General features: G+C 58.3%; 21 protein-coding genes. 11 read left to right on the top strand and 10 right to left on the bottom strand.

All coding sequences use genetic code 11. From position 1 onward, the window contains the following. Nucleotides 1–52 precede the first annotated feature (52 nt). Together IQ273_RS04725 and IQ273_RS04720 are read left to right on the top strand one after the other, a co-directional pair. Entirely contained in the window at nucleotides 53–337 is a 285-nt protein-coding gene (locus IQ273_RS04725; protein ID WP_194022020.1) for a hypothetical protein, read from the top strand. Nucleotides 338–460: 123 nt separating this feature from the next. Beyond that, nucleotides 461–2,149 carry a GspE/PulE family protein gene (locus IQ273_RS04720; RefSeq protein ID WP_194022019.1) on the top strand — a complete coding sequence of 563 codons (1,689 nt, stop codon included), beginning with the start codon at nucleotides 461–463 and terminating at the stop codon, nucleotides 2,147–2,149. A 7-nt stretch (nucleotides 2,150–2,156) separates the two neighbouring features. Here IQ273_RS04720 and IQ273_RS04715 read toward each other — a convergent pair whose 3' ends face one another. Beyond that, a complete protein-coding gene (locus IQ273_RS04715; protein ID WP_194022018.1) occupies nucleotides 2,157–2,894 on the bottom strand; it encodes an AzlC family ABC transporter permease in 738 nt (245 codons plus the stop codon). A 75-nt stretch (nucleotides 2,895–2,969) separates the two neighbouring features. Between IQ273_RS04715 and IQ273_RS04710 the strand changes: the two genes are divergently transcribed. Then, complete coding sequence (locus tag IQ273_RS04710) at nucleotides 2,970–4,163, top strand: NAD(P)/FAD-dependent oxidoreductase (protein WP_194022017.1); 1,194 nt, start codon at nucleotides 2,970–2,972, stop codon at nucleotides 4,161–4,163. A gap of 3 nt (nucleotides 4,164–4,166) precedes the next feature. Here IQ273_RS04710 and IQ273_RS04705 read toward each other — a convergent pair whose 3' ends face one another. After that, nucleotides 4,167–5,120 (bottom strand): sulfotransferase domain-containing protein, encoded by a 954-nt coding sequence (locus IQ273_RS04705; RefSeq protein ID WP_194022016.1) that lies wholly within the window; start codon nucleotides 5,118–5,120, stop codon nucleotides 4,167–4,169. Between the two features lie 326 nt (nucleotides 5,121–5,446). Between IQ273_RS04705 and mtnA the strand changes: the two genes are divergently transcribed. Together mtnA and IQ273_RS04695 are read left to right on the top strand one after the other, a co-directional pair. Then, nucleotides 5,447–6,550 carry an S-methyl-5-thioribose-1-phosphate isomerase gene (gene mtnA, locus IQ273_RS04700; protein ID WP_194022015.1) on the top strand — a complete coding sequence of 368 codons (1,104 nt, stop codon included), beginning with the start codon at nucleotides 5,447–5,449 and terminating at the stop codon, nucleotides 6,548–6,550. A 5-nt stretch (nucleotides 6,551–6,555) separates the two neighbouring features. Continuing rightward, nucleotides 6,556–7,158, top strand: a complete 603-nt coding sequence (locus tag IQ273_RS04695) for a class II aldolase/adducin family protein (protein WP_194022014.1) — start codon at nucleotides 6,556–6,558, stop codon at nucleotides 7,156–7,158. A gap of 1 nt (nucleotide 7,159) precedes the next feature. On the opposite strand, the gene IQ273_RS04690 is transcribed toward IQ273_RS04695, so the two are convergent. Continuing rightward, the gene (locus IQ273_RS04690) at nucleotides 7,160–7,735 is read right to left on the bottom strand and encodes an HD domain-containing protein (protein ID WP_194022013.1); all 576 of its coding nucleotides are present in this window, start codon (nucleotides 7,733–7,735) and stop codon (nucleotides 7,160–7,162) included. Nucleotides 7,736–8,172: 437 nt separating this feature from the next. On the opposite strand from IQ273_RS04690, the gene xdhA reads away from it, so the two are divergent. Both xdhA and xdhB read left to right on the top strand, forming a co-directional pair. Then, nucleotides 8,173–9,633 carry a xanthine dehydrogenase small subunit gene (gene xdhA, locus IQ273_RS04685; RefSeq protein ID WP_194022012.1) on the top strand — a complete coding sequence of 487 codons (1,461 nt, stop codon included), beginning with the start codon at nucleotides 8,173–8,175 and terminating at the stop codon, nucleotides 9,631–9,633. Between the two features lie 217 nt (nucleotides 9,634–9,850). Further along, nucleotides 9,851–12,199: a xanthine dehydrogenase molybdopterin binding subunit gene (gene xdhB / locus IQ273_RS04680; RefSeq protein WP_194022011.1), complete on the top strand. Its 2,349-nt coding sequence runs from the start codon at nucleotides 9,851–9,853 to the stop codon at nucleotides 12,197–12,199. Nucleotides 12,200–12,265: 66 nt separating this feature from the next. Here the strand turns inward: xdhB and ffh are convergent, their stop codons facing one another. Beyond that, nucleotides 12,266–13,741 carry a signal recognition particle protein gene (gene ffh, locus IQ273_RS04675; protein ID WP_194022010.1) on the bottom strand — a complete coding sequence of 492 codons (1,476 nt, stop codon included), beginning with the start codon at nucleotides 13,739–13,741 and terminating at the stop codon, nucleotides 12,266–12,268. A 297-nt stretch (nucleotides 13,742–14,038) separates the two neighbouring features. Here ffh and IQ273_RS04670 point away from each other — a divergent pair, with 297 nt between their 5' ends. Then, nucleotides 14,039–16,330 carry a GAF domain-containing protein gene (locus IQ273_RS04670; RefSeq protein WP_228052338.1) on the top strand — a complete coding sequence of 764 codons (2,292 nt, stop codon included), beginning with the start codon at nucleotides 14,039–14,041 and terminating at the stop codon, nucleotides 16,328–16,330. Between the two features lie 145 nt (nucleotides 16,331–16,475). On the opposite strand, the gene IQ273_RS04665 is transcribed toward IQ273_RS04670, so the two are convergent. Next, entirely contained in the window at nucleotides 16,476–16,877 is a 402-nt protein-coding gene (locus tag IQ273_RS04665; RefSeq protein WP_194022009.1) for a hypothetical protein, read from the bottom strand. Between the two features lie 302 nt (nucleotides 16,878–17,179). Between IQ273_RS04665 and IQ273_RS34670 the strand changes: the two genes are divergently transcribed. Further along, nucleotides 17,180–18,019, top strand: a complete 840-nt coding sequence (locus IQ273_RS34670) for a YHS domain-containing (seleno)protein (RefSeq protein WP_313898018.1) — start codon at nucleotides 17,180–17,182, stop codon at nucleotides 18,017–18,019. Nucleotides 18,020–18,150: 131 nt separating this feature from the next. Here IQ273_RS34670 and IQ273_RS04655 read toward each other — a convergent pair whose 3' ends face one another. Then, nucleotides 18,151–18,573, bottom strand: a complete 423-nt coding sequence (locus IQ273_RS04655) for a thiol-disulfide oxidoreductase DCC family protein (protein WP_194022007.1) — start codon at nucleotides 18,571–18,573, stop codon at nucleotides 18,151–18,153. Between the two features lie 274 nt (nucleotides 18,574–18,847). Between IQ273_RS04655 and IQ273_RS04650 the strand changes: the two genes are divergently transcribed. Continuing rightward, entirely contained in the window at nucleotides 18,848–20,812 is a 1,965-nt protein-coding gene (locus IQ273_RS04650; protein ID WP_194022006.1) for a tetratricopeptide repeat protein, read from the top strand. On the opposite strand, the gene IQ273_RS04645 is transcribed toward IQ273_RS04650, so the two are convergent. Beyond that, nucleotides 20,809–21,015, bottom strand: a complete 207-nt coding sequence (locus IQ273_RS04645; RefSeq protein ID WP_194022005.1) for a hypothetical protein — start codon at nucleotides 21,013–21,015, stop codon at nucleotides 20,809–20,811. The two genes, IQ273_RS04650 and IQ273_RS04645, sit on opposite strands and share 4 nt — an antisense overlap. A 310-nt stretch (nucleotides 21,016–21,325) precedes the next feature. Between IQ273_RS04645 and hpxO the strand changes: the two genes are divergently transcribed. Then, a complete protein-coding gene (gene hpxO, locus IQ273_RS04640; RefSeq protein WP_194022004.1) occupies nucleotides 21,326–22,489 on the top strand; it encodes an FAD-dependent urate hydroxylase HpxO in 1,164 nt (387 codons plus the stop codon). Between the two features lie 127 nt (nucleotides 22,490–22,616). Here the strand turns inward: hpxO and IQ273_RS04635 are convergent, their stop codons facing one another. The 3 genes from IQ273_RS04635 to mutS form a co-directional block, all read right to left on the bottom strand. Continuing rightward, the gene (locus tag IQ273_RS04635) at nucleotides 22,617–23,240 is read right to left on the bottom strand and encodes a YHS domain-containing (seleno)protein (protein WP_194022003.1); all 624 of its coding nucleotides are present in this window, start codon (nucleotides 23,238–23,240) and stop codon (nucleotides 22,617–22,619) included. A gap of 257 nt (nucleotides 23,241–23,497) precedes the next feature. After that, nucleotides 23,498–24,145: a Uma2 family endonuclease gene (locus IQ273_RS04630; RefSeq protein ID WP_194022002.1), complete on the bottom strand. Its 648-nt coding sequence runs from the start codon at nucleotides 24,143–24,145 to the stop codon at nucleotides 23,498–23,500. Nucleotides 24,146–24,243: 98 nt separating this feature from the next. After that, nucleotides 24,244–25,705: DNA mismatch repair protein MutS (gene mutS / locus IQ273_RS04625; protein ID WP_194022001.1), on the bottom strand; the 1,462-nt coding region annotated here is incomplete at its 5' end.

Below are 25,705 nucleotides of genomic sequence, written 5' to 3'. Positions count from 1 at the left end.
TGGCTTCCCGATTGCACCGATTTGACTATTTTTTGATTACAGGATGCACACCATGCCAAAGTTCTTTCGCTGGATCATGACTCTCCCCCTGGCGATCGCCTTCGTCTCGCCCGCCATAGCCGACCCAGCCGCAGCGCCACGCCGGGCTGAACCCGTGTCTTTCTTTTGCTATATGGTCATGACCGATGGCCAGGTGCGCGACCTGTCATCGCTGTGCGGTAGCTCGTCGGATGCAGCCCCTGGTCAAGCGGTCGTCCAAAATCCTCAACCCTGCTACTTCTTAGACAGCAACGGCAACCCTTGTCCGGTGGCAAGTCGGCCTGCCTTTGGCAACTAAGCCTAAATTTTGTTCGCAAAACTATTGCGAAGTATTCGTTGCAGAAAAGTTATTCCCAGACAGTCGCCCCCAAAATTTGCTCTAGGGCGGCAGGCAGCACATATTTTTGAGTGAGGTTAGACCATGACAACAGCAGGCTCGGTATGGCAGCAGCTCCGGCACAAAAAACTCGATTTAGAACAAGCTTTGGCGCTACTAGTCGATGCACAGGGGCAGGTGAATCTGGCACTGCTCGATCGCGAAGTGAGCGATCGCTTTTTTCGAGCCTGCCAAGATCAACCGTCTCTGCCGCCGATTCTGCCGCTGCTGCTGTGGCGCAACCGCTACTATTTGGGCAGCCCAGCGCCCTTATCGGCGGAGCAGATTGATCAATTGAGCGATCGCACCTCAACTGAAATTTGCGTTACCAATATCAGCGCCAAAAGCTATCACGCCTGGTTTCGTTTGCAGCGGCTCGACACCAATAAAATTGACGCCGAGCAAGTGATAAATCCGCTCACGGGCGAGATGGAATCAGAAGATATTGGCGAAATTACCGAGCTGTTTCTGTCTAAGGCCGTCGATCAAATTAGCCGCATCAAAACCATTATCTCTGGGGCGCTGCGCAATCGGGCCAGCGATATTCACCTTGAGCCGATTCGCGAAGGGCTGCTGGTACGTTACCGCATTGACGGCATTTTGCACGACATTACTACGCTACCCCCCGACATTAGCCGCCGGGTGATTGTGGCCCTCAAGGTGATGTGCAAAATGAATATTGCCGAAAGCCGGGTGCCTCAGGATGCTCGGATTGGCGATCGCTACTCAAAAAATTCAGACCTCGATGTCGAACTGGATATGCGGGTGAGCACGCTGCCCTGCATCAACGGCGAAAAAGCCGTCATTCGGCTGCTGCCCCAGGAAAACCCCTTTACCAACATCAAAGAGCTGGGCTTTACCCCGCCCGCCCTCGAAATTTACGAGAACTGGCTGCGCCAGCCCCAGGGCATGATTATTTTTACCGGCCCCACTGGGTCAGGCAAAACCAGCACTCTCTACACCAGCTTGCAGCGGGTGGCCACCGAGCAGGTCAACGTGGTGACGGTGGAAGACCCGGTCGAGTACATTCTGCCCCGCATTACCCAAACCCAGGTGCATGAGGCGGCGGGTATGACCTTCGCGGCGGGAATGCGGGCCATTCTGCGCCAGGACCCGGACATCATTATGGTGGGTGAAGTGCGCGACCACGAAACCGCTGAAACTGCCGTGCGAGCGGCCCTCACCGGCCACTTGGTGTTGACCACCCTGCACACCAATGACGCGGTCAGCGCCATTCCTCGCCTCAAAGACATTGGCCCCGACCCCAGCTTGATTAGCGATGCCCTGCTGGGTATTGTGGCTCAGCGCCTGGTGCGCAAGGTCTGCCCCCACTGCGCCGTGCCCCACGAGCCCAGCGCCCACGACCTCAAAATGCTGGGCATTTCCTACGACCAGGCCAATGCCAGCCAGTGGCGGATGGGGAAAGGCTGCCTGAAATGCTTTGGCTCAGGCTACTCTGGCCGAGAAGCCGTGGTTGAGCTGCTCAATGTCGATGATACCGTTCGCCAAATCATCTACGAAGGCACCCTGACTCAGCTTCATCGCTACCTGCACAAGTGCGGGCTAGAATCCTTCCGCAAAGCAGCGATCGCCAAAGTGACCACCGGTCTCACCACCATGTCAGAAATTCTGCGGGTGCTGCCCTACAGCGCTTTCAACAAACGTCCTCTGCTGCCAGAGGGCGCGACCTTTAAAGCAAATCTGCGCAAAACCAGTCTGCACAGCGCCGGTTGAAAAGCATTTATCTCCCCACCTCCTCACTCTTGAATACCCGAGTTTCGAGCCAGAAACCGGCGGCGACCCCCGCGATCGCGGCCACCATCAACCCCAATTTGTGCGGCAGCCCATTGGCTAAAACAGCCACCAGTCCGGCAACGGCGATCGCCCCCACCATCGGCCTTGTCGTCGCGTAGGGCACGATCATACCGATGAATGTGGCCACCATAGCAAAATCGAGCCCCCAAGCCGCCGCATTGGGGATCAGCTGCCCCACCGTTAGCCCCAGCCAAGTGCAGAGCACCCAGTTGCCGTACATGGCCCCGCCTGCGCCCAGGTAGTACCAGTGCTTGTGGGGGCTGAGGTCGGGCTGTAGGTAGCGGCGAATGGCGATCGCAAAGGCTTCATCGGTTAAAAAGAAGCCAATGATCGCCTTCCACCGTTGGGAGTCCCCTTGCACGTAGGGCAGCAGGCTGGCGGCGTAGAGCATGTGGCGCAGGTTGACGACCACCGTGGTGAGCACGATCAGGGGCAGGGTGCTGCCCGCCGCCAGCAGCCCCAGGGCAATAAACTGCGATGACCCCGCAAACACAAAGGCGGACATGCCCAGCGTAGCCCCAAAAGATAGGCCGCTGCCCTGGGCCAGGGTGCCAAAAATAATGCCGAAGGGTATGGCCCCAACCACCAGGGGAATGATGTCTCGTGCCCCAGCCAGCAGCTCTTGGCGAGGAGACCGTACCGTAGAGTTTGACGCTGTAGCCAAAAGAAATCTCCGAAAAGCAGGATGTCTCTTTCCATTTTGAGTTAGAAGGTAGAGGAGGTATCACAGCTTTTTGACATGGCAGACGCTCCCCAGCAAATTTGTATTCTCGGCGGTGGCTTTGGTGGCCTCTACACGGCTTTGCGCCTGAACCAGCTGCCGTGGGAAGGCAGCCCACCCACAATTACGCTGGTTGACTGCAACGATCGCTTTCTTTTCCTGCCGCTGCTCTACGAAATGGTCACCGACGAGCTGCAAACCTGGGAGGTCGCCCCCCCCTACGTCGAGCTGCTGGCCGGTACCGCCGTGCAGTTTCGTCAGGCAGACGTCGCCACCATTGATCTTGACCAGCAGCGCGTCAGCCTCAGCGATGGAATTACGCTCACCTACGATCGCCTGGTGCTGGCCCTAGGCGGCACCACGCCGATGGATATGGCCCCCGGCGTGACCGAGCATGCCCTGGCCTTTCGCACCCTGCAAGACGCCTACCAGCTCAAAGATCGCCTGCGCCTGCTGGAGGCCTCCGACGCCGAGAAAATTCGTGTGGCGGTGGTAGGCGGCGGCTACAGCGGCGTCGAACTGGCCTGTAAAGTGGCAGAACACTTGGGCGATCGCGGCCGGGTGCGGTTGATCGAGCGCACCGACATGATTCTCCGCACCTCGCCCGAGTACAACCGCGAAGTGGCCCAAAAAGTACTCTCTGATCTAGGAGTATGGGTTGATCTCGAAACCGCCGTCGATAGCGTGACCGCCGACACCATTAGCCTGACATTTCGGGAACAGACCGATATTTTGCCGGTTGATCTGGTGCTGTGGACGGTGGGCACCCGTGTCAATGAAGTGATGGCAAATTTACCTCTGAAGCACAACGATCGCCAGCAGGTGGCTGTGCAGCCCACTCTGGAGTCGGTCGATCGCCCCGGTGTCTATGCCCTGGGCGATGCCGCCGACTGCCGCGACGCCGAGGGCCAGCAGGTGCCCACCACCGCCCAGGTGGCGCTCCAGCAGGCTGACTTTGTCGGCTGGAATATCTGGGCGAGTTTGAGCGATCGCCCCCAGCTGCCCTTCCGCTACCGCCACATGGGCGAAATGCTGACCCTGGGCACCAGCCGCGCCACCCTAACCGGGTTGGGCATTCAGCTCGATGGTGAACTGGCCTACGTAGCCCGCCGCCTGGCCTACCTCTACCGTATGCCCACCTTTAATCACCAGGTGCGCGTCGGCCTCAACTGGATGACCAAGCCCCTGCGCGATCTGCTGGTGACGAAGTAAAGCTCAGGTGTCACCATTGGCCAGCCAGTAAGCGCATTCTTCACCTAGCTGGGCCTGGGCTACGGCTTCGTAGCAGCGACTATCGGCGTCGGTGAGGATGTCGCGCCAGCGGCCATTGGTGCCTTTGTTGATAAAGGTCTGGGCACCGCCTGCAAAAATTTGGCCGCCCAGGGGGGCGACCTGCTCGGCATTGCGCTTCATGTAGTCAAAGGTACAGTGCTCCACGATCGACTCCCACTGTGACTCAGCGATCGGGGTTTCAAGAAACGCGGCGATGCGGCGCATTTGTCCCGGCAGATCTTGCTTGAGCTGGGCGTAGTGCACCATCAGCACGTTGGGTAAATGACGCACCTCCCACCAGGAGCGCATATTCTCCCACAGCGACCAGAAGGGGTAGCCGTCGTTTTCGAGCCAGTTGAGAAAGTACTCGCGCACGGAGCCAGAGGGCGGCGCGAGGGGTGGCCCCACCAAGCCAGGGGTATTATTCACCAGGTTGTAGAACATGGCATTGGCGTTGGCGTGGTGGTTGTAGAGGCTCCACAACACATCGCGGCCATCGCGGCCAATGTAAATGTATTTCGCCTGGGGGGAAAAGACCAGAGCATCTACCGGCAAGTGAGTCTTGAGAAAGCGACGGTGGGTTTGGGCCTCAACGGCGGTCAATTTTTCCGGTGCAGGCGGCACGCGCAAATCCATCCAGGGCGACATATCGCCCACGTTCAGCCCCTCCTGACCGTTAAAAATCAGCTGGGCCACAATCTGCTGCATCCAGGTAGTGCCCGATTTGCCGTAGGTGGCAATGATGATGTCGTCATCGCGGAACTCAAAGTCGTTCCAAATAGTGGAGTCGAAGTGGTGGCTGTGCAGCTCGCGGGTCTTGACTGGCCAGTAGCTCGTCCCTGCTCTGTATGGGGCTGCGGTAGTGGGTTGGGCAGGCTTGTTGATGGCTTGGGTCATAGGTGGGTCTCCTTGTGGAAAGCGTGGAATGTAGTGGTTGCTACACAGCTCGATTAGCTACACGCGGCTAGGCCGCATTTCCAGACGGCAGGCGAACCGAAATGGGAATAAAGAGAGGTTAGTTAATATTGGCAGGCTTGCCCTTGCCCTGAAAAGAGCCGGAACAGCAGCAGGGGAGCGATCGCACCCCCATTTGCCCCCGTGAAAATAGGCCCGACCGAGGGCCAGAGGACTTTGTTAAGGACTACGGCAGCGGGACTACGGCTATACCTGCCGTTGGGGTCTGTCATAATGAAGAGTGGAATTTTGGGGGCTAGAACAGGCCTGTGAAAATTAACGGTGAGCCAACCAGAACCATTCGTCTACACCCAGACAATCCTCGCGTTGTGCAGGTGATTGACCAACGCCAGCTGCCCCACCAGCTCATCTGGATGGACCTGAGTTCGGTGGATGAGGCGGCCTACGCCATCAAAGATATGGTGGTGCGCGGTGCCCCGCTGATTGGAGCCACCGCCGCCATGGGCATGTATCTGGCGGCCTTAAACGCGGTTTCTGAACCAGACTTTAGCGACGTTTTGCACCAGGCGGCCCAAACTCTGGGCCAGACTCGGCCCACAGCGGTCAATCTGCACTGGGCGCTGACCTCCCAGCTCCATGCTCTGCGAGAGGTGGCCACGGCATCCGAGGCGATCGATCGCCTGCGCCAAAACGCCGAAGCTATACTCGATGCCGACGAAGAACAGTGCCGCCAGATCGGCCTGCACGGGGTGAAGCTGATCGAAGACATCTATGCCCGCACTGGTCAGCCCGTCAATATTTTGACCCACTGCAACGCGGGCTGGCTGGCCTGTGTCGACTGGGGCACGGCCACTTCGCCCATCTACCACGCCCACGATCGCGGCATTCCGGTCCATGTCTGGGTCGACGAAACCCGTCCCCGCAATCAGGGGGCCAAACTCACCGCCTGGGAACTGGGGCAGCATGGGGTACCGCACACCGTCATTCCAGACAATGCCGGGGGCCACCTGATGCAGCATGGCCTGGTGGATCTGGCGATCGTGGGCACCGATCGCACCACCCGCCAGGGCGATGTCGCCAACAAAATTGGCACCTACCTCAAGGCCCTGGCCGCCCACGACAACGGCGTGCCCTTCTACGTGGCCCTGCCCTCCTCTACCCTCGACTGGACCCTGCGCGACGGGGTGAAAGAGATTCCGATCGAGCAGCGCAGCCAGGACGAAGTGAAGTATATGGACGGGCTGTCTCCCCATGGCATGACCTCGGTGCTGATTTGTCCCGAATCCTCACCCGCCGCCAACTATGGCTTTGATGTCACCCCCGCCCGCCTGGTCACGGGACTGATCACCGAGCGGGGCATTTGCCCCGCCTCCGAAGCTGGGCTGCTGAGACTGTTTCCAGAGGCGGCCTAAGGGCTATGACCACGACTCCCGACGAAGGTGTCATCAAGTACGTCAGCCACTGGACACCCGGTGCGCCGCTGGAGGAATCTGAGCTGACCGAGTTAATGGCGTGGCGCGATCGCATGCATCAGGCTCAGCACATTGGTCTCTATCCCAACGGCATTGGCTACGGCAATATCAGCCTTAGGCGATCGACCCACAGCTTTGCCGTGTCGGGCACCCAGACCGGGCACTTGGCCCACACCACGCCCCACCACTACACCCTGGTCGACACATGGGATATCGATCGCAACACCCTGCACTGCACCGGGCCTATTCAGGCCTCTTCTGAGTCGCTGACCCATGCGGCCCTGTACGACTACAGCAGCGCCATTCAGGCGATTATTCACATTCACAATCGCCCGCTGTGGCAACGGGGCCAGGGTGTGCTGCCCACCACCGCCGCCAGCGTTCCCTACGGCACCCCGGCCATGGCCTACGAAATGATCCGGCTGCTGGATTGTTCAGACCTGATGCAAACCCGCATTTTAATCATGGCGGGGCACGAGGAGGGGGTGCTGGTGTTTGGCCCCACCCTGGCGGCGGCGGCCCAGGTGCTGTACCAGCACATCGACTAGCCTACGCGGCTACCGCTGCCAGCGCCTCGCGGCCCTGGGCTATGACCTCGTCGTAAACGGCTTCTAGGGCTGGGTTGCAGCCCCGGCACCCGGCCACTACGCGATCGGCCCAGTCTAAATACTCGCGCTTCCGCTCTAGCGACCAGCCGTCGGGGGGCGAGGTGGTCATGTTTTGCACATTGGCGGTTTTATCGGCAATTTTAAGCTGCTTGGCCTGGGGCGACAGGTGGGGGGCGTGCTCCACCTGAAGTTGTTTGCGCTCGGCCTTGGGCAGGTTTTTATCGTCGGTGACTTCTTCCACTACGTGCCGCACCTCGGGGCCAAAGTGGCGCTCTATCTCCTCGGGGGTAGTGTCAGTATCTTCGACCGTGTCGTGGAGAATGGCGGCCTGTAGAATCACCAGATCGGTGACGCCACCCTCGCTGGCTAAAAGCTGCGCCACCCGAATGGGGTGGTTGATGTAGGGCGAGGCTTCTTTGTCTTTGCGGCGCTGATCGCTGTGCTTGGTCGCTGAAAAGTGCAGGGCCTCTAGCAGGGCGACGGCGGGGCTAGGTACAGCCAAGGGAGATTGAGTCATGGTGGTGTAGAGAAAGCGCTTTCGTCTAGCATGACCGATTGGCTCGGGCGATCGCATCTGTTTTGGGTATGGCTGACATGAAGACGGATGTGCGCTCAACCCCCAAGCCGTCCAGTTTGGCTAGTGGTTTGTCAGACTTGATTTTTGGCACCCACGTGGAGTGCATAAGGCTGGGGTAAGGCTCCGCAAACGCGAGTCAATGCACCGTGCGGGTACTGGTTCGCGGTTCCTTACGTTAGGCAAACTACAGCAGCTTTTCAATCAGATCTTCACGCATTACGCTTGGCCATACACTTCGTAGTCTAGCCCTGGACCTAACACCCTAAGCTCAAATTAAATTTAGTCAATTTGTTATTTTGCTTACCAAAATGCCGCTAAGTTGAACACTAATCTCATGGCCCGTGGGTACACACTTTTAGACACTATATAAATCGCCCGTGACTCAACAACTCGACGTTCAACTCAGTTTTGCGATTAATGGAGAGCCGGTCTCCGTAAAAGATTTCTCCCCCGCGATGACCCTGCTGGAGTACCTGCGCCTGAGCGGGCGAGCCGGTACCAAAGAAGGCTGCGGCGACGGCGACTGCGGAGCCTGCACCGTGGCTCTAATTGGCGAGGGGGCCGATGGCCAGCCCCACTACCAGGCAGTGAACAGCTGCCTGATTCCCCTGGGGATGGTGGCGGGGCGACAGGTGCTGACCGCAGACGGCATTACCAACTGCCAAATTCCCAAAAGCCCGCTGGTGAAAGAACCCGTCACCGCCGCCGATCTCCATCCTGTGCAGGCCGCGATGGTAGAAACCGGCGGCTCCCAGTGCGGCTACTGCACCCCCGGCTTCATCATGAGCCTGTTTGCCGCCTACTACGACGGCACCCCCGACGACCTCTCGGTCGAGGGCAACCTCTGCCGCTGCACGGGCTACATCCCCATTCGCCGCGCCGCCCAGATGGTGGCCGATGCCACTATTCAGGACCAATTCTCAGAACAGCTGGTCTCTGCCACGACAGAACTGCTGCCCCTGGCCTACACCACGCAAAACAACGGCCACAGCGAGCGGTTCTACCGCCCCACTCAACTCTCTGAAGTCCTTGACCTGTTGCTGCAGCACCCCGACGCTACGCTAGTTGCCGGGGCGACGGACCTGGGCCTGGAGATGAGCTGGCACCGGCAGCAATATCCGGTGTTGATTTCGCTGGAGGCGATCGCAGAACTCAAGCAAATTCACCAAACCGAGGACTACGTCGAAATCGGCGCGGCGGTGCCCCTCAGCCACATCGAGGCTAACCTGCACGGCATTTTCCCCAGCCTGGATGAAATGATTCACTGGTTTGCCGCTCGCCAGGTGCGCAACCGGGCCACCCTGGGCGGCAACATCGGCACCGCTTCCCCGATTGGCGATCTGCCCCCAGTGCTGCTGTCGCTGGATGCAATTTTGAAACTGGCTGGGCCTGGGGGCGAAAGAACGCTGCCTTTAGCAAACTTCTTCACGGGCTACCGCCAGACTGAGCTGCAACCGGGCGAAGTTATTGTCTCCGTCCAAATTCCTAAAGCACCGACAGCGGGGACAGCGCGGCGGCTGGCGCAATCCTACAAAATTGGCAAGCGCGGTACCGACGACATCAGCATTGTCGCAGCAGCGTTTGTGGTGGATGTAGATAGCAGCAATCAAATTCTCCACGCCCGGTTGGGCTACGGCGGGGTGGCGGCGACCCCAGCTAGGGCGATCGCAGTCGAAGACTTCCTAATTGGCCAACCCTGGACAATGGAGACCATTCAATCCGCAAAGCCTATTCTGCAAGAGGCCTTTACCCCTCTCACCGACCTGCGCGGCAGCGCCGAGTACCGCAAGCGCCTGGTGGTGAATTTGTTCGAAAAATTCTTCGTGGAGTTTTCCTAGGGTGGGCACAGCCCATCGTTCCCCATGCCATCGGCAGTCTTCGTAGGGTGGGCAGTGCCCACCGTTCCCATAATAACCGATAGTCCATTCCCTACGCTGCGCTTCATCAGCCTAGTTTCTGCCCAATGCTGGTGATTCTGCCTAAGGATTTTGGTGGGCAGTGCCCACCCTACCTAAAATCTAAAATCGCCAATTCACAATTGCTAAGAGGTATTCCATGAGTCCAGTCGGCAAGCCCAAACACCACGAAAGCGCCGTCGCCCACGTCAGCGGCACCGCCGTCTACACTGACGACCAGCGCGAACCGGCGGGGATGCTGTCGCTGTATCCCGTGCTCTCGCCCCACGCCAGGGCCAAAATTACCAATCTGGATGTCGCCCCAGCGCTGGCGATCGCGGGCTGTGTCACGGTACTGACCGCTGCCGACGTGCCGGGGGAAAACAACACCGGAGTAATTGTCCACGACGAGGTGCTGCTGCCCACCGATGAGGTGAGCTACTACGGCCAGGTGGTCGCCTGGGCCGTGGGTGAGACTGAGGCCGCAGCTCGGGAAGCAGCGGCAAAGATTGTAGTGGAGTACGAGCCGCTGCCCGCGATTAAGACCGTAAAGGAGGCGATCGCAGCCCATAGCTACCACAACGACCCCCAGTTCATTCGTCGGGGTAACCCCGATGCGGCGATCGCCGAGGCCGAACACACCTTTGCGGGCGAAATCGAAATCGGCGGCCAAGACCACTTCTACCTCGAAACCCAAACCAGCTGGGTGGTGCCCGATGGCGAAGGCAACATCCAGGTGTATGCCTCCACCCAGCATCCCACCGAAACCCAGGAGGTGGTCGCTCGCGTGCTGGGCGTGCCTAAGAACCGGGTGGTCTGTACCTGCCTGCGCATGGGCGGCGGCTTTGGCGGTAAAGAATCTCAAGCCAACCCCTTTGCCTCGGCGGCGGCCCTGGCTACCTACAAAACCGGCAGGCCCGCCCGCTGCCGCCTGCGCCGTCACCACGACATGCTAATTACCGGCAAGCGCCACGGCTTTTTGGGCCAGTACGAAGTTGGCTTCAACAACGACGGCACGATTACGGCCATGAACGCCACCCTGGTAGCGGACGGCGGTTGGAGCCTCGATCTATCGCCCCCGGTGCTGGGCCGGGCCATGCTGCACGTCGATAATGCCTACTACGTGCCCAACCTGGTAGTGGAGGGCCGCATCGCCAAAACCAACCGGGTGTCGAACACCGCCTATCGCGGCTTCGGCGGTCCCCAGGGCATGATCGTGATTGAAGAGGTGGTCGATCGCATTGCCCGCACCCTCAACCTGCCCCCCGATCTGGTGCGCGAGCGCAACTTCTACCACGGCGAGGGCGATACCAACCGCACCCACTACGACCAGGACATCGTTGACAACCGCATTGCCCGCGTTTGGCAAGAGGCCAAGGAAGGAGCCGACTACATGGGGCGGCGAGCGGCGATCGCCGCCTTCAACGAAACCAGCCCCTACAAAAAGCGCGGCCTTGCCATTACCCCAGTCAAATTCGGCATTTCCTTCAACAAAGTCACCTACAACCAGGCCGGGGCGCTGGTGCTGATCTACACCGACGGCAGCATTCAGCTCAATCACGGCGGCACCGAGATGGGCCAGGGCCTGCACACCAAAATGATTCAGGTCGCTGCCAAAGCGCTGGGGGTCAAGAGCGATCGCCTGCGCATGATGCACACCAGCACCGACAAGGTGCCCAACACCTCAGCTACCGCCGCCTCCAGCGGGTCTGACCTGAACGGCCAGGCGGTGAAGGATGCCTGCAAAACGCTGCGCGATCGCCTCGCCGGGGTCGCCGTCCGCATGCTCAACCTCGATGCCCCCGAAGACATGGTCTTCGAAAATGACTGGATCTACTGCCGCACCTACCCCAGCGCCCGGATCACCTTTGATGAAGTTGTCACCCAGACCTACAGCGAACGCATTAGCCTTTCGGCCACCGGCTTCTACCGTACCCCCAACATCTTTTGGAATCCAAAGCTTGGCAAAGGTCGCCCCTTCTACTACTTCGCCTACGGTGCCGCTGTGTCGGAGGTCGAGGTCGACGGCTTTACCGGCACCTTTAAACTGCGCCAGGTCGATATTGTCCACGACGTCGGCGAATCGCTCAATCCTTTAGTGGATAAGGGTCAGATCGAAGGAGCCTTTGTGCAGGGCATGGGCTGGCTGACCATGGAAGAACTGGTGTGGGACGGCGAAGGCCGCCTGCGCACCTTTGCCCCCAGCACCTACAAAATCCCCACCATCAGCGAAGTGCCTGAGCAGTTCACCGTGCACCTGCTGGAGCGCGCCGCCCAGGATGGCGTCATCTACGGCAGCAAAGCCGTGGGCGAACCTCCCTTTATGCTAGCCATGTCAGTGCGGGAAGCAATTCGCGCCGCCGTCGCCGCCTTTGGCCGTGCCGACTACGTGCCCCTGGCCCTACCGGCAACCCCAGAGGCGACCCTATGGGCGATCGAGGCTGTGCGGGCGACAGTGTGTCAGGGGCAGCCTGTAGAGGTTTTGTCTGTGCCGGATTTGAATCTGTAGCAGCGATCGCATGAGCCGCAAGAGTAAGCGCAAACAAAGGCTTGACCAGCCAGAGCAGCCGTTGCTTTAAAGCTGGCCAAAGCCTTTCTTTTTTTTCTGGCTCTTTTGCTTTTTATTGCTGGGGGCGCGAAAGCCGGGCTGAGCCCCACCGCCCATGCCCGGTAGCCCCGGCATACCGCCGCCCATCCCCGGCATACCGCCGCCCATACCGGGCATACCACCACCCATCCCCGGCAGGCCGCCGCCGCGCCCCATCTGCTGCATCATGGTTCGCATTTTGGTAAAGTCGCTGACCAGCTTGCCCACATCTTTTTCCTGGTGGCCCGAGCCTTTGGCAATGCGGCGGCGGCGACTGGGCGAACTGGAGAGCAAATTGGGTTGTTTGCGCTCCTGGGTAGTCATGGAGTTGATCATGGCTTCGCAGCGTTTGAGCTGTACTTCGCCCTGCTCCAGCATGTCCCCGGTAATTTGCTTGCCTATGCCGGGGATCAGCTTCATGATGCCGCCCAGCGAGCCCATGCTCTTCATGAAGCGCATCTGCTTGAGAAAATCGTCGAAGTCAAACTCGGCTTCAAGAATTTTCTGCTGTAGTTTTTCGGCATCACCGATGTCAACGGCTTCCTGGGCTTTTTCGACCAAGGTGAGCACATCGCCCATACCCAAAATGCGGGAGGCCATCCGCTCGGGGTAGAAGGGCTGCAGCGCCTCTACCTTTTCGCCCACGCCAATAAACTTAATTGGCTGGCCCGAAATCTGCCGTACTGAGAGGGCAGCACCACCACGCGAGTCACCATCCATCTTGGTCAGAATGGCACCCGTGATTCCGATCTCGTCGTGGAAGGTGCGGGTTAGGTTGGCGGCTTCCTGACCGGTCATGGCATCGACCACCAGCAGCACCTCGTCGGGCGCAATCGCAGTCTTGATGTCGGCCAACTCGCCCATCATCTTGGGGTCAATTTGCAGGCGACCCGCCGTATCCACAATCACGGTATCAATACCGTCGGCTTTGGCCTTTTCGACCCCCTGACGGGCGATGTCGACAGGGTTAGCGTCAGTGCCTAGCTCAAAGACGGGCACGTCGATTTGCTTACCCAGGGTGACCAGCTGATCGACGGCGGCGGGGCGGTAAACGTCGGTCGCTACCAGCAGAGTGCTGCGGTTTTCTTTGCGCAAGTGCAGGGCAAGTTTGGCGGTGGCGGTAGTTTTACCCGTACCCTGCAGACCCGCCATTAGCACCACGGTGGGCTTAGTGGGCGAGTCGGCTAGGGGGGCATTAGTGTCGCCCATCAGCCGCACCAGCTCGTCGTTCACGACTTTGATGAACTGCTGGTCGGGGCTGACCCCTTTCACCACCTCGATGCCTAGGGCGGTTTCTTTTACCTGGGCGATAAAGTCTTTAATTACCTGGAGGTTGACGTCAGCCTCTAGCAGAGCGCGGCGCACCTCACGCAGGGCGCTATCAATATTGGACTCGCTGATTTTGTCCTGGCCACGCAGGCTTTTCCAGGCAGATTCAAGACGGTCAGACAGAGCTTCAAACATGGTTTAACAGAAGAGAATAATCCTGGGGCGCTAGTTCTATTCTAAGGGGTGAAGGCCTTAACCAGGAGCGAAACCCGTGCGGATGAGGATGGCGCGCCGCCATTGGGTACCTTCATGACAAACTAAATATTTAGCCCCGAGCGGGCGGGTACGGGTAGTAGATTAAAGTTGCACCGCAGAGATAACGTTTACCAAATCTCTGCAAACTCCCGAAATTCCGCAAAGATGTGAGTACTACTGCGGAATTTTACTAGGTTGCTTTGTAAGACTTTAGTGAAGGGTACACCAAGAGCAACTATGGCTAACGAAACGTCTCGCTGCATCGACACCGACCGCATAGCCGACCCTGACGGGGGGTTACTGCTAGATCTCTCCTATACATTGGACGATCGCAGTGGATGTTGCCAGGAGGGTGAGACCCCTGATCAAACCATTGCTCGACCGACATTGCCCTGGCTAGAGCTGATTCAGCACTACAGCCACCTGGTGATGGCGGTGGTGGACGTAGCCACGACGATCAGCGCTCCGACTCAGGCCCATCCGGTGCTCTTCGCCAACCGATACTTTTGTCGTCTAACGGGCATTCACCTTGAAGGAGGCCATCTCGACCTGAGTTTCTTTAACCGCCTCTCAACGACCGATCAAAAGGCGCTGCAAGAGCGGTTTCGGCGACACTTTTTGAGCGCCGTGTTATGCCACACCTATGGGCAGGCCGATCTGGTGTCTAAGCGCCTGCTTCACGAGCCGCTGGTGGTGGCCCTAGACGACTCACAAACGGGTCAGATGCGCAAGATTGAGTTGCGCCTGCGCACCGCTGATAGTGGCTTGCAGGTGACGGCGATCGCCCCCGAGCTTCAGGCCAGTCTGGCGGCCTGCTGGCCTGAGCCGCCCCGCCGCGAGCAGGTTGCTACCCAGATCTTAGGCAAAGACCCAGTCTTTAAGCTGCTGCTGTCTGCCCTGAAGCCAGGCAACTACACTGCTACCGGCCAAATTCTGATTGAGGGAATTGACGTTACCGAACGCGAGATTTCTAAGACGCTCATTGAACTGCTGGTGGGTCATGAGTCGGTATTGGGGACGCGCCGCTTTGAGCAGGCTAACGGGCTGATGAAACAGCTGTTTCACGCGACCGATAGCTTTTTGCTCAGTGCTGAAGACAACCAGGCCCAGCTCTTCACTGGCATCGACCAGCCCGAGTGGCAGACCGCGATCTATGCGGTAGACGATCTCAAAGGGTCGGCGTTTTTGCGGGCTACCGAGCGCCGCGAGGTTGTGAATGTGCCCGACCTCAGCCTCGACTGTTCTACCCAGTGCGAGGTCGATTTGCTCAAACGAGGGGCGCGATCGCTCCTCCTCATTCCCCTGGTCATGCGTACTGCCCGCCTGGGGGAGAGCGCCGCCCAAATGGTCGGCCTGGTGGGCCTGGCCAGTGCTAAGCTCCACGCCTTTGACCAGGCCGACTGTAGCCGCGCCACGACGCTGATTCCGGCGCTGACGGCGGCCATGCGCCACAGCGTTCAAGACCGCTTTACCAATATTCACCCCTCGGTGCGGTGGCGGTTTGAACAGGAGGCCGAGCGCCTCAGCCTGGGTCTGCCCTCTGCCCCGGTTGTGTTTGAAAGCGTATATCCGCTCTACGGCATCTCTGACATTCGCGGCTCGTCAGATGAGCGCAATCGAGCCATTCAAAAGGATCTGCTGACCCAGTTTCGTCTGGCTCTAGCAGTCGTTGAAGCCGCTGACCAGGCGGTAAACAATGCCCTGGTGGGTCAGCTAGCCCTTGATTTAGCCGACCACGTTGCCAATTTAGAAGACGGGGTAACGGTAGATGCTGAAGTCACCCTGTTGCGCTATCTACAGCGGGAGGTGGAGGGGCATTTCCCCTATTTTGCCCAGCACAGTGCGGAGGCCGAAGGAGCGATCGCTCAGTACCGGGCGGCCATTGATACCGAACACGGCTGCGTCTACGCCGCTCGGGCCATATACGACGAAACCATTGGTCACATCAACGGGCTGCTGCGCGACACCTGGACCCAGTGGCAGGAGTCGATGCAGGCCATTACCGCCCACTACTGCGACCTAGAGGCCACCGACGGCATTGACCACATGATCTATGCGGGTCAATCCATTGACTCAACCTTTACTGAGTTTCAGCTCAAGTCGCTGCGCTATGAGCAGCTGCGAGCGGTGTGCGACTGCGCTCGCCAGGGGTTTGCCCTCAAAGCCGCCTACGACACCGACATGACGCTCACCCACCTGGTGCTGGTGCAGGCGTTTACCGTCGATATCGTCCACGACGATACCAGCGAGCGGTTGTTTGACGTACGGGGCACCCGCGATACCCGCTACGAAATTGTCAAAAAGCGCATTGATAAAGCCTGCGACGCGGAGACGGGCGATCGCATTACCCAGCCCGGCATGCTAACGGTGGTCTACTCCACCACAGAAGAGTGGCAGGAGTACGAGCGCTACCTGCGTTACCTGCACCGCGAAGGTATTGTGGATAGCTCGATAGAGCGGGGCACGGTAGAGCCTTTGCAGGGGGTTAGCGGCCTCAAGTTTGCTCGGGTGCGCGTCAATCCTCAGTAAGGCTCTAGGCCAAAGGGGCCGAGGTTCAAGGTTCACGCCAAAGGGACCGGGTTGCTAGAGGTGCCACCACACTGGTGGTCAGTCCCAAACAACCCGGTCCCTGAGTTAGCGATTGAGCGATTGAGCGATTGAGCGATTGAGGAATTTACCGATTCAACCCAGAGGGTAGGCCACGGCCACTGTCCATCTGCCTCTGCAAGCCGGGGGTCAGGCCATGCCCATTGTCAACTCGACGCTGAAGACCGAACGGCAAATTTCGAAGATTTTCGGCGGGGGCTTGAGCCGCAGGGCCATGGAAAGGCAGGCTCTCTTGCTCCTCTGCTTCAGAGGTTTCGACAGCGGCCTCGGGGGTTTCAACCGCAACGTCAGGCATTTCGACAGAGACGGCGACAGACTCAACCTGCTCCACCGCCTGTACCAGCGGCGAACTCGGTTGAGGGCGAGGCCCCTGCCCTTGCCCAGGGCGGGCACTGGCGGCGGTAGAAGCAAGGGCAGCGGTGGTTAGAACGCTGAGAACGACTAGAGCAAAGTGCGATCGCGTGGCCATAGCAGTCATCCTTTTGCTGAGCGAAGGGGTTGGCAGCAGGCCGTTGTGAGAGGGGAATGCTGCCTGTTTCTCTAAAGTATTCAGGGACCAGTAGCGCCTGCATCTGTGGATATACGCTATCGCACCGTCGTCGTCTCAACGATTTCTCAGAATGCACTCATAGTGGCCTCAGTTGCACCGAGTTTAGTGGTGACAACGTTCGGTGTTGGTAGTTTCTGCCTGCCTAGCTGCAATTTTGCGGCGCTTGCAGAGGGCTACCAGGCCTCGGATAGTAACGCTGCTGTACTGCTCCCAAGGATGCTATGAAGATTCAATACCTGGCGGCCCTGTTGGCCTCGTCCGCGCTGACAGTTGGCGCTATGGCTCTCCCTAATGTTGTGAGTTCTGTATTTGCGGCCCCTTGTGCCGGAGCAACTGGAACGGTAAATCCCTGCGCCAGTGCCAATCCTTGTGCCAGTGCCAATCCCTGTGCTAGTGCGAATCCCTGCGCTAGTGCCAATCCCTGCGCTAGTGCCAATCCCTGTGCTAGTGCCAATCCCTGTGCCAGTGCGAATCCCTGTGCCAGTGCCAATCCCTGTGCTAGTGCCAATCCCTGTGCCAGTGCCAATCCCTGCGCTAGTGCCAATCCCTGTGCTAGTGCTAATCCCTGTGCCAGTGCCAATCCTTGCGCTAGCGCCAATCCCTGCGCCGGGGCTGATGTAGTCCAAGCTACCGAACCACCTCACGCTGAGGTTTATGTCGAGTCGGCTAGCAACCTGGCTATTCGCGGGGCCGACCCGGTAGCTTACTTTACGGAGGGAGCAGCGGTGCCTGGTAACGAGGCCTACTCGTTCACCTGGAGTGGAGCCACATGGCGGTTTAGCAGTGCTGAAAATAGGGCCTTATTTGAGGCCAATCCGGAAGCCTATGCGCCTCAGTACGGTGGCTACTGCGCCAAAGCGATGAGCGAAGGCAATTTGGCTTCGGTTGATCCCCGTGTGTGGACGATTGTCGATGGCAAGCTCTACCTGAACTACAGCGCCGAGGTACAGCAGCAGTGGGTACAGGATATTCCCGGCAACATCGTTAAAGGTGATGCCAATTGGCCTGGTGTGCTAACCGTGAAGACCTTCTACGAAAACGTGGTGTCTTGGGCGCAGTAGATCGCGCTGCCGCTTGCCCCTGTGAGCGTGCGGGCTGACCAATAACCCCTCTTCCCCGGCGGCAGGCACTAGGCCTGAGCTGGGGTTTTTGTTCGAGGAGGAAAGGTTCATGAAAAAACAGGCATAGGTTATTAGGGGCTGTCAGACACTGGTCCGCAGCGCTGATCGGTGCAGAGGGGGTAGGCCGAGTCGTAGCGGCTGGGGCGCTGGCCAAACAGCTCGTAACGGCGATCGCGCACAAAGGCATAGACCTGGTCACCGGCCTGCTTAATCCCCGGTAGGGCGCGGTAGGCCTGCACAAAGGTATCGCCTAGGGGCAGCAGACGACCAATTTCTTCGGCGGCATCACTGCCCTGCCAGCGGCGGTCTGGGGCTTGCAAATCGATCAGCAGCATGCCAGCCTCGCAGTCGGCGGCGGTAATATCGTAGCGGGCTAAGGTTTGCTCATCTTGCATAGGCACGTACTGAAACTGCATGCCCCGATCGAGCGACTCCAACAACTGCACCAGACTGACACAAAGGTTACAGTTACCGTCATAAATTACACAGTACATAGTAGTATTGCTGCTGATGGGTCATTATCGTTATCTTAACTGTCCGGCCCTTGGGTTTCACCCAAACGGTCAGCAGGCTTACTGCTCCTGAGTTCCCGAAGTCGACGCTACAACTGCAGGGTGCCACAACGGCTAATTTTTCGCCCCGGATTGGGGTTTGTGTCCGCTGTGTCCTAGGCCCTGAGCAAATAGATAACGGCAGCGAATCAACGCTTTTCTAGGGTGAAAGGCTGTTTTATCCGGCTTAACCGGTGCATTTACCTCGGCGAATCTAATGGTTGTGAAAAGACTGATCGATGGACGATTTCAGTTCATTCGAGTTGTCAGTACTAAGGCTTATACTAAGACCTACCTGATGACCGATCACGGCAGTTTGGCGAAAAACAAGTGCATTGTCAAGCATTTACAGCTGCCTGCCCACAACACCATTACCCTGAAATTTCTAAATGATTTGCTAGCCAAACGAGTCAGCTTGCTCAAGCGCATGGGTGAGCACGATGCGATCGCTAAAAATCTATCAACGGTTCAAGAAGGGCAGGATTTTTACTGGGTTCGCGACTATGTACCCGGTCATTCTTTACTCACGGAGCTGGCGGATCAAAAACCTAAGCCTGAGGCCGAGGTGCAGAGCTTTTTGAGAGAGAGCCTGAGTATCTTAGAGATTATTCAGCGCCACGGTATTGCCCACCAAAACCTGCACCCCAACAACCTGATTCGCCACCGCGATCGCGGCCCTTTGGTTTTAGTCGACTTTGGCCTGATTCAAGATACAGGCACCCCTGAGCCTGGGCCAATCTCCAATGGACACTCCGCCAGCCTCACGGCTGAATCTGCCTACTTGCCGCAGGTCAAGCAGCGGCAGTACACACGCTTTGCAGCCGACCACTTTGCCCTGGGCATCATTGCGATACAAATGGCTACAGGCCTTTCGAACGAAGCCATTCCGCGCCTGATCCAAGACGATTTTTTAGCTCAGATTAAGCTTCAGCTCGACGAATGCTCATCGCTGGGCGGTGCCTGCAAAGATATTTTGTTGAGAATGGTATCGCCCCAAGCCGAGGTGCAGTTTCACCAAGCTAAAGACATTTTGGCCACGCTTCCGGAGCTAGAAGCTACCCCAGTCCCGCTGGCTGCAATGGCAACAGCGCCACCGCCCTCTCAAGAGAATGGGGCTATAGAACCCGAACCGCCGCGATCGCCCGCTGCCCCCCCTCCAGCGCCACGCCGATGGAGACCAGGCCCATACCGACCAAACCTGCTTTGGTTAGGAGGTGGGGCCGCCCTAGCACTGCTGGGGATCGGCAGCCTTCTATGGCTACGTATTCCTCAAACCCTAACGGTAAATAACTTGCTCCAGCAGGCCACAACGGCCAAGCAAATGGGACAAAACAACGACTCGCTAAACTACCTAAATCAGGTTTTAGAAGTTAAGCCTAACAATAGCGATGCCCTAGCCCAACGCTCTACCCTGCTGTGGGAAAATGGCCAGTCAGAGGAGGCTCTGCAAGATCTCACCAACGCAATTGAGGCCAGTCCTGAGCGAGCCGTTTTGTACTATCAACGGGGTAATCTGCGCTTTCAGCTAGGCGATTTGCAGGGGGCGATCGCTGACTACGGCGAAGCCCTTCAGCGCCAAGAGGCCTATACAGATGCTTACATTAACCGAGGCAACGCCCGCGCCGAACTGGGCGACGAAGCCGGAGCCCTACAAGACTATACCGCCGCAATCAACCTGGCCAGTAGTCCAGAAAGCAAGGCTGATGCCTATCTAAATCGGTGCCTGTCTCTATCAAATTTAGAGGATCATGCGGCGGCCCTTAGTGACTGTACCGAAGCCGTAAACCTGCGACCTAACAATAGCTTGGCTTATGAAAACCGAGGGCTGGTCAAGCGTCGCCTCAATGACTTTCAGGGGGCCATTCAAGACTTTACAATTGCGATTCAAATTGATGCGAGCAGCCCGGAGCCTTACTACAATCGCGGCCTGACACGGCAGGACTTAGGCGATTTTGCCGGGGCCATAAGTGACTTTAACCAAACGATTCAGCTCAATCCCAACCATCCCTTTGCCTATTACGACAGGGGCTTGCTCCATGCGGAGTTGGGGGATCTGGAGAGCGCGATCGCTGACTTAGAAACTGTGGCCAGCGCCTGTCTAGATGTCAGCCGTCTAGGCTGCTTTGACGACGCTCAATACCAGCTTGAAAAAATCCGGGCTGCTCAAAGGGACGAGCCCTAACCGCGCATACCGCGCCGACCGCTACCGGAGCGCTTTTTATCTTGCAGATAGGTGGCAACAACGGTATCAGATTGAACCTCAGCAGATTCAATACCTAAGGGTGACGGTGCAGATGCCGCCTGGGGAGATAGAGCTAAATAGCTCAGCCCCCCTACGCTACCAGCCACCAGAAGAGTCAACACTACAGGGAAACGATGCCACATGATGGTATTCCAAATTGGGACAGTTACCTCTTCTCTGTCCAGCCCAAAAATCCACCCACTTCTGCGTAGCCGGGTTAATGACTTAGTAAACAATTTGACAGGTTTTTGAAGATTAAGCAGGAATCTTACTGAGTAGACTTCGAGAGTTGACGTTGCTCAGCAAAGCAGTTAACCAACTCGCCTTAAATGTGCACTGTATACAGGTTTTCTTTATAGTGAAAGCATTAACGACATGCCCTTGGGCTAGCCCAAAACAATTGGACAGCCCTAGGCGACATGCCCTAGCCATCACAGCAGTTAGGAGCGACCCATGTACAACCTGAAGGTGGTGATTATCGGAGCCGGAATTGGTGGTTTGACCACAGGTATCGCGATGCGGCGAGCCGGTTACCAGGTCGACGTCTACGATCGCGCCCAGGAGTTGCGCCCGGCTGGGGCGGGTATTTCCCTGTGGTCGAATGGAGTTAAGGTACTCAATTATCTGGGGCTGGGCGAACAGCTAGCAGCTATCGGCGGCGAAATGAACGCCATGGAGTATCGCAGCCACACCGATGAGTCGCTCAGCTATGTCGACCTGCGCCCCCTGTTTGAGCGGGTAGGCCAGCGGCCTTACCCGGTGTCGCGCACCGATTTGCAGTCCATGCTGCTCGATGCCTGTGGCTCTGAGTACGTCCACCTGGGCATGAACTGCGTCGGCGTGGAGCAAGACGAGCACAGCGCCACCGCTATCTTTGAAAATGGCGATCGCGTCAGCGGCGACCTGGTGATTGGGGCCGACGGCATTCACTCCGCCGTGCGGGCCGATGTAGTGGGGCACTGCGTCGATCGCCGCTACGCCCGCTATGTCAACTGGAACGGGCTGGTGAAGGCCGATCCCGAACTGTGTGAAAAAGACCTGTGGGTGCTCTACGTGGGCGACAACAAGCGCGCCTCAATGATGCCTGTGGGGGGCGATCGCTTTTACTTTTTCTTTGGTGCGCCGATGGTAGAAGGCACCCAGGTTGCCCCCCCTCACCGCCAGGACGAACTCGCCAAAATCTTTCAGGGCTGGCCCGAGGCGGTGCAAAAGCTAATTCAGGCCATTGACCCCGAGCAAACTAACCGCCTGGAAATTGGCGATATTGACCCCCTAGAGCGCCTGGTAAAAGGGCGCGTTGCCCTACTGGGCGACTCGGCCCACGCCACGACTCCCACCCTGGGCCAGGGGGGCTGCCAAGCGATCGAAGACGCCGAAGTGCTGACCCGCTACCTGACCACCACCAACATCAGCGTGGTCGATGCCCTCAAGCGCTACGAAGCCGCCCGCAAGGAGCGCACCGCCGACCTGGCGCTTAAGGCCCGCAAGCGCACCAGCACTATCTACGGGCACGTTCCCGAGGCCACTCAGCAGTGGTACTGCGACCTTAAGCAAGAACCGCCCGAGGCCGTAGTCAACGCTCTGGCCAAGGTCATCTTGGCCGGACCCATGGGCTAGGGCTGGCGTTAGTTAGCTGATGATGGCTCAAGAATCAGCCGTTACAGCCTCTAGCTTGGTTCTGGGGTCGGGCGTGGCAACGCTGGTGTCCTGAAGATTTTGGTCAGAATTGATGACACGCCCGAGGCTACCAGCTTTTGCCGCTCTCGCTAAACTTGTCGCTGCTGAGGGCAGCGGGCCAGTTTTGGTCGCCCTGGGCAATGTTGCCCGCAATATCGGCCTGCCACTGCTTTTGCACCCCAGCGCTGTAATTGAGGTAGAGCTTGCCGTCGACAATCTTCCACGCCTCGGGGTCGACCGAGGCCAGGTAGCCACTCTTGACCGCCCAGGCACAGTAGCCGCCGTACTGGGGCGCGTAAGCTTCGGGGTCGGCCTCAAAGGCTGCCAGGTTCTCGGCACTGCTAAAGCGCCAGGTGGCACCGCCCCAGGTGGTTTCGTAGTCGGCGGAGCCTTTAACTGCTTTGCCCTCGGTGAAGTAGGCGACTGGATCGGCCCCGCGAATGGCTACTCCTTCAAAGGCGTAAACTTCGGGCTGTGCCCCAGCTTTTGCGGCGGCGCAAGGGTTGGCAGCAGCACAGGGGTTGGCAGCAGCGCAGGGATTAGCGGCGGCGCAGGGATTGGCGGCGGCACAAGGGTCAGCCGCTTCTTGGCTGACAGCCTCAGGGGTACTGACGGTAGTGGTGCCACAGGCCACAGCGCCCAGGCTTAGCAGGGAGGCGATCGCCACAGCGCCCAGATATTGAATTCGCATAGTCAACCTCTTGTGGAGAAAACATAACCTAGCCGCCGCCGTGTCAGGCGATCGCGCTACGTCATCAGGCTGTCACGACAACCTGAGAGCACCCTGAATAAAGCTTGACAACCAGCTGAGACTATCGATAGGACGCTTCAACGACTCACCGCGATGGAGCGGCGACCTGGCATATAGCCATTGCCAACAGACTGCTGTAAAGAATGTCCTAAACCCTTATGACGACAGCTATAGAAGCTGACGGCGATCGCGCTAGCCTAGCAAACCTCTCGATACCAGGCTCGCAGGGTTTGCACAGCAGCGATCTCGTCATCCTTAGCCATGCTCAAGAACGCGTAGAGCCACTCTTTCGGCACCTGGGGAAAGGTAGGACTGTTCTCTACCTCCTGGTAAACTCCCTCCTGCAATACATATACCCGCCACACCTGCCCGTTAAAGCGCCAAAACTCTGGCACCCCCAAGCTGGCGTAGAACTGATTTTTGGCAATATCGGTGTGAGTGATATCGACCTCCACCACCAGATCGGGCGGGGGGTCTTCGCCAAACACCACATTTCGCCCCTTTACCAGGGGTTGGTTTTGAATGTAGTAAGCGTTGTCGGGCTCGGCCCCCTTGCACAGGTGGGGGTAGGTCATGGTAGTGGAACCCATAGTTTTGATGGGCAGACCGATCAGCTCCACTAGGGTCAAGATAAAGCGCTCAATTAGCCGCCCCGAAAACTCATGCTCTTCTAACGGCACGGTAATTTCTAATACCCCATCGTCGTAGGTGAGCCGCGAACCGCGCGATGGGGGCAGCGCGTCTAAAACTTGCAAATACCCCTGCCAAGATAGACCCCGCAGCACTACCCGCTGCTCCCCCACTGGGCGCAGATCAGATTTGGGTTCAGGGGCAGCAACAACCATTGAGTGCAGCAATACTCTGTGTTTTCAGTGTAGGCGATCGCCTCAATCTAGGGCAGAACGAAGCCCTGTGTATGGAGCAAAGGCAGCCTCAAGGAGAATTAAGTTTTTCCAAACAGGTCAAGCTGTTCTGAGGGATCGTAACTGGCAGCAGTCTCACTCACTCGACGGCGGGGTCTTGAAGATTTCGGTACCTCTCCCCGCAGGCCCACGGCGATCGTGCTGTTGCGCTCGATTTCGCGCATGACATCGCGGGCGCGCTGAATTACCGAGGTGGGCAACCCTGCCAGTCGCCCGGCCTCGATGCCGTAGGATTTATCGGCTCCGCCGGGCTGTACCTGGTGCAGAAAGATAATCTGGTCAGGCATTTCTTTGACCGTCACCTGGTAGTTAGCCACATTAGGCACCAGCGCCGCCAGCTCATTGAGTTCGTGGTAGTGGGTGGCAAAGATAGTGCGAGCCTGGACATCAACCGCCAGGTGCTCGGCTACCGCCCAGGCGATCGAGAGGCCGTCGAAGGTGGCGGTGCCTCGGCCAATTTCATCCAGCAGCACCAGCGATCTGGGCGTGGCGTGGTTGAGAATATTGGCCGTTTCGTTCATCTCCACCATGAAGGTCGATTGGCCGCTGGCCAGGTCGTCTACTGCGCCGACCCGGGTGAAGATGCGATCGCACACACCCAGCCTTGCCCCCTTGGCGGGCACAAAACTGCCCATCTGCGCCATCAGCTGAATCAGCCCTACCTGGCGCAGGTAGCAGCTCTTGCCGCTGGCATTGGGGCCGGTAAGAATAATCAGATCTTGAGCCGCGACAGCGTCTCTGTCCTGGGGAATCGTGCCCATGTAGTTGGAGTTGGGTACAAAGAACCCAGCCGGGAGCAGCTGTTCCACGACGGGGTGGCGGCCTTCGGTGACGGCGATCGCTCGCGACTCATCCATCTCGGGGCAGCAGTAGCCCTGGAAGATCGCTACTTCCGCTAGGCCACAGAGCACATCGACGGCAGCCACGGCGGCGGCTACTTTGCGGATGAGTTCGACCTGTTCGCCCACTTTTTCGCGCAGCTGGTTAAAGATCTCGTACTCCAGCGAGTTAATTTCTGACTCGATATTGAACACCCGCGTCTCGCGCTCCTTGAGTTCGGGAGTGATATAGCGCTCTTCGTTGGTGAGGGTCTGCTTGCGAATGTAGTCGTCGGGAGCCTGGTCGGCGCGGGCGCGGGAGACGCTGATGTAGTAGCCAAAGGCTTTGTTAAAGCCGACTTTGAGCGTAGAGATGCCGGTACGCTGGCGCTCGGCAGGTTCTAGCTCTGCGATCCATTTTTGGTCATCGACGGCTTGCTGGCGCAGGTCGTCAAGCTGAGCGTTAACGCCATCGCGAATCAGATGGCCCTCGGTGAGGTAGAGGGGCGGGGTTTCAACCAGGTGCGATCGCAGCGTCTGCCCCAGCTGCTCTAGCTCCGGCGGCACGTACTGTAGCGCCTGCAAGTAGGGCGACGTCGCCTGCTCGGCCAGGGCGGCCAATTCCGGTAGGCGCAGAAAGGAATCGGCCAGGGCCACCAAATCC

This window comes from Nodosilinea sp. LEGE 07298 (assembly GCF_015207265.1).
GTDB lineage: Bacteria > Cyanobacteriota > Cyanobacteriia > Phormidesmidales > Phormidesmidaceae > Nodosilinea.
Note: the sequence above shows the minus strand (reverse complement) of the source record. Positions and strands in the feature narration are given on the sequence as shown.

What these genes read in the sequence shown, in the direction of transcription:
- IQ273_RS04695 (WP_194022014.1), top strand. Translation starts at nt 6,556, where the DNA reads ATGACCACGACTCCCGACGAAGGTGTCATCAAGTACGTCAGCCACTGG.
- IQ273_RS04670 (WP_228052338.1), top strand. Translation starts at nt 14,039, where the DNA reads ATGGCTAACGAAACGTCTCGCTGCATCGACACCGACCGCATAGCCGAC.
- xdhB (WP_194022011.1), top strand. Translation starts at nt 9,851, where the DNA reads ATGAGTCCAGTCGGCAAGCCCAAACACCACGAAAGCGCCGTCGCCCAC.
- IQ273_RS04645 (WP_194022005.1), bottom strand. Translation starts at nt 21,015, where the DNA reads ATGTGGCATCGTTTCCCTGTAGTGTTGACTCTTCTGGTGGCTGGTAGC.
- hpxO (WP_194022004.1), top strand. Translation starts at nt 21,326, where the DNA reads ATGTACAACCTGAAGGTGGTGATTATCGGAGCCGGAATTGGTGGTTTG.
- IQ273_RS04650 (WP_194022006.1), top strand. Translation starts at nt 18,848, where the DNA reads ATGGTTGTGAAAAGACTGATCGATGGACGATTTCAGTTCATTCGAGTT.
- IQ273_RS34670 (WP_313898018.1), top strand. Translation starts at nt 17,180, where the DNA reads ATGAAGATTCAATACCTGGCGGCCCTGTTGGCCTCGTCCGCGCTGACA.
- IQ273_RS04710 (WP_194022017.1), top strand. Translation starts at nt 2,970, where the DNA reads ATGGCAGACGCTCCCCAGCAAATTTGTATTCTCGGCGGTGGCTTTGGT.
- IQ273_RS04635 (WP_194022003.1), bottom strand. Translation starts at nt 23,240, where the DNA reads ATGCGAATTCAATATCTGGGCGCTGTGGCGATCGCCTCCCTGCTAAGC.
- IQ273_RS04725 (WP_194022020.1), top strand. Translation starts at nt 53, where the DNA reads ATGCCAAAGTTCTTTCGCTGGATCATGACTCTCCCCCTGGCGATCGCC.
- IQ273_RS04720 (WP_194022019.1), top strand. Translation starts at nt 461, where the DNA reads ATGACAACAGCAGGCTCGGTATGGCAGCAGCTCCGGCACAAAAAACTC.
- IQ273_RS04705 (WP_194022016.1), bottom strand. Translation starts at nt 5,120, where the DNA reads ATGACCCAAGCCATCAACAAGCCTGCCCAACCCACTACCGCAGCCCCA.
- ffh (WP_194022010.1), bottom strand. Translation starts at nt 13,741, where the DNA reads ATGTTTGAAGCTCTGTCTGACCGTCTTGAATCTGCCTGGAAAAGCCTG.
- IQ273_RS04665 (WP_194022009.1), bottom strand. Translation starts at nt 16,877, where the DNA reads ATGGCCACGCGATCGCACTTTGCTCTAGTCGTTCTCAGCGTTCTAACC.
- IQ273_RS04630 (WP_194022002.1), bottom strand. Translation starts at nt 24,145, where the DNA reads ATGGTTGTTGCTGCCCCTGAACCCAAATCTGATCTGCGCCCAGTGGGG.
- IQ273_RS04655 (WP_194022007.1), bottom strand. Translation starts at nt 18,573, where the DNA reads ATGTACTGTGTAATTTATGACGGTAACTGTAACCTTTGTGTCAGTCTG.
- IQ273_RS04690 (WP_194022013.1), bottom strand. Translation starts at nt 7,735, where the DNA reads ATGACTCAATCTCCCTTGGCTGTACCTAGCCCCGCCGTCGCCCTGCTA.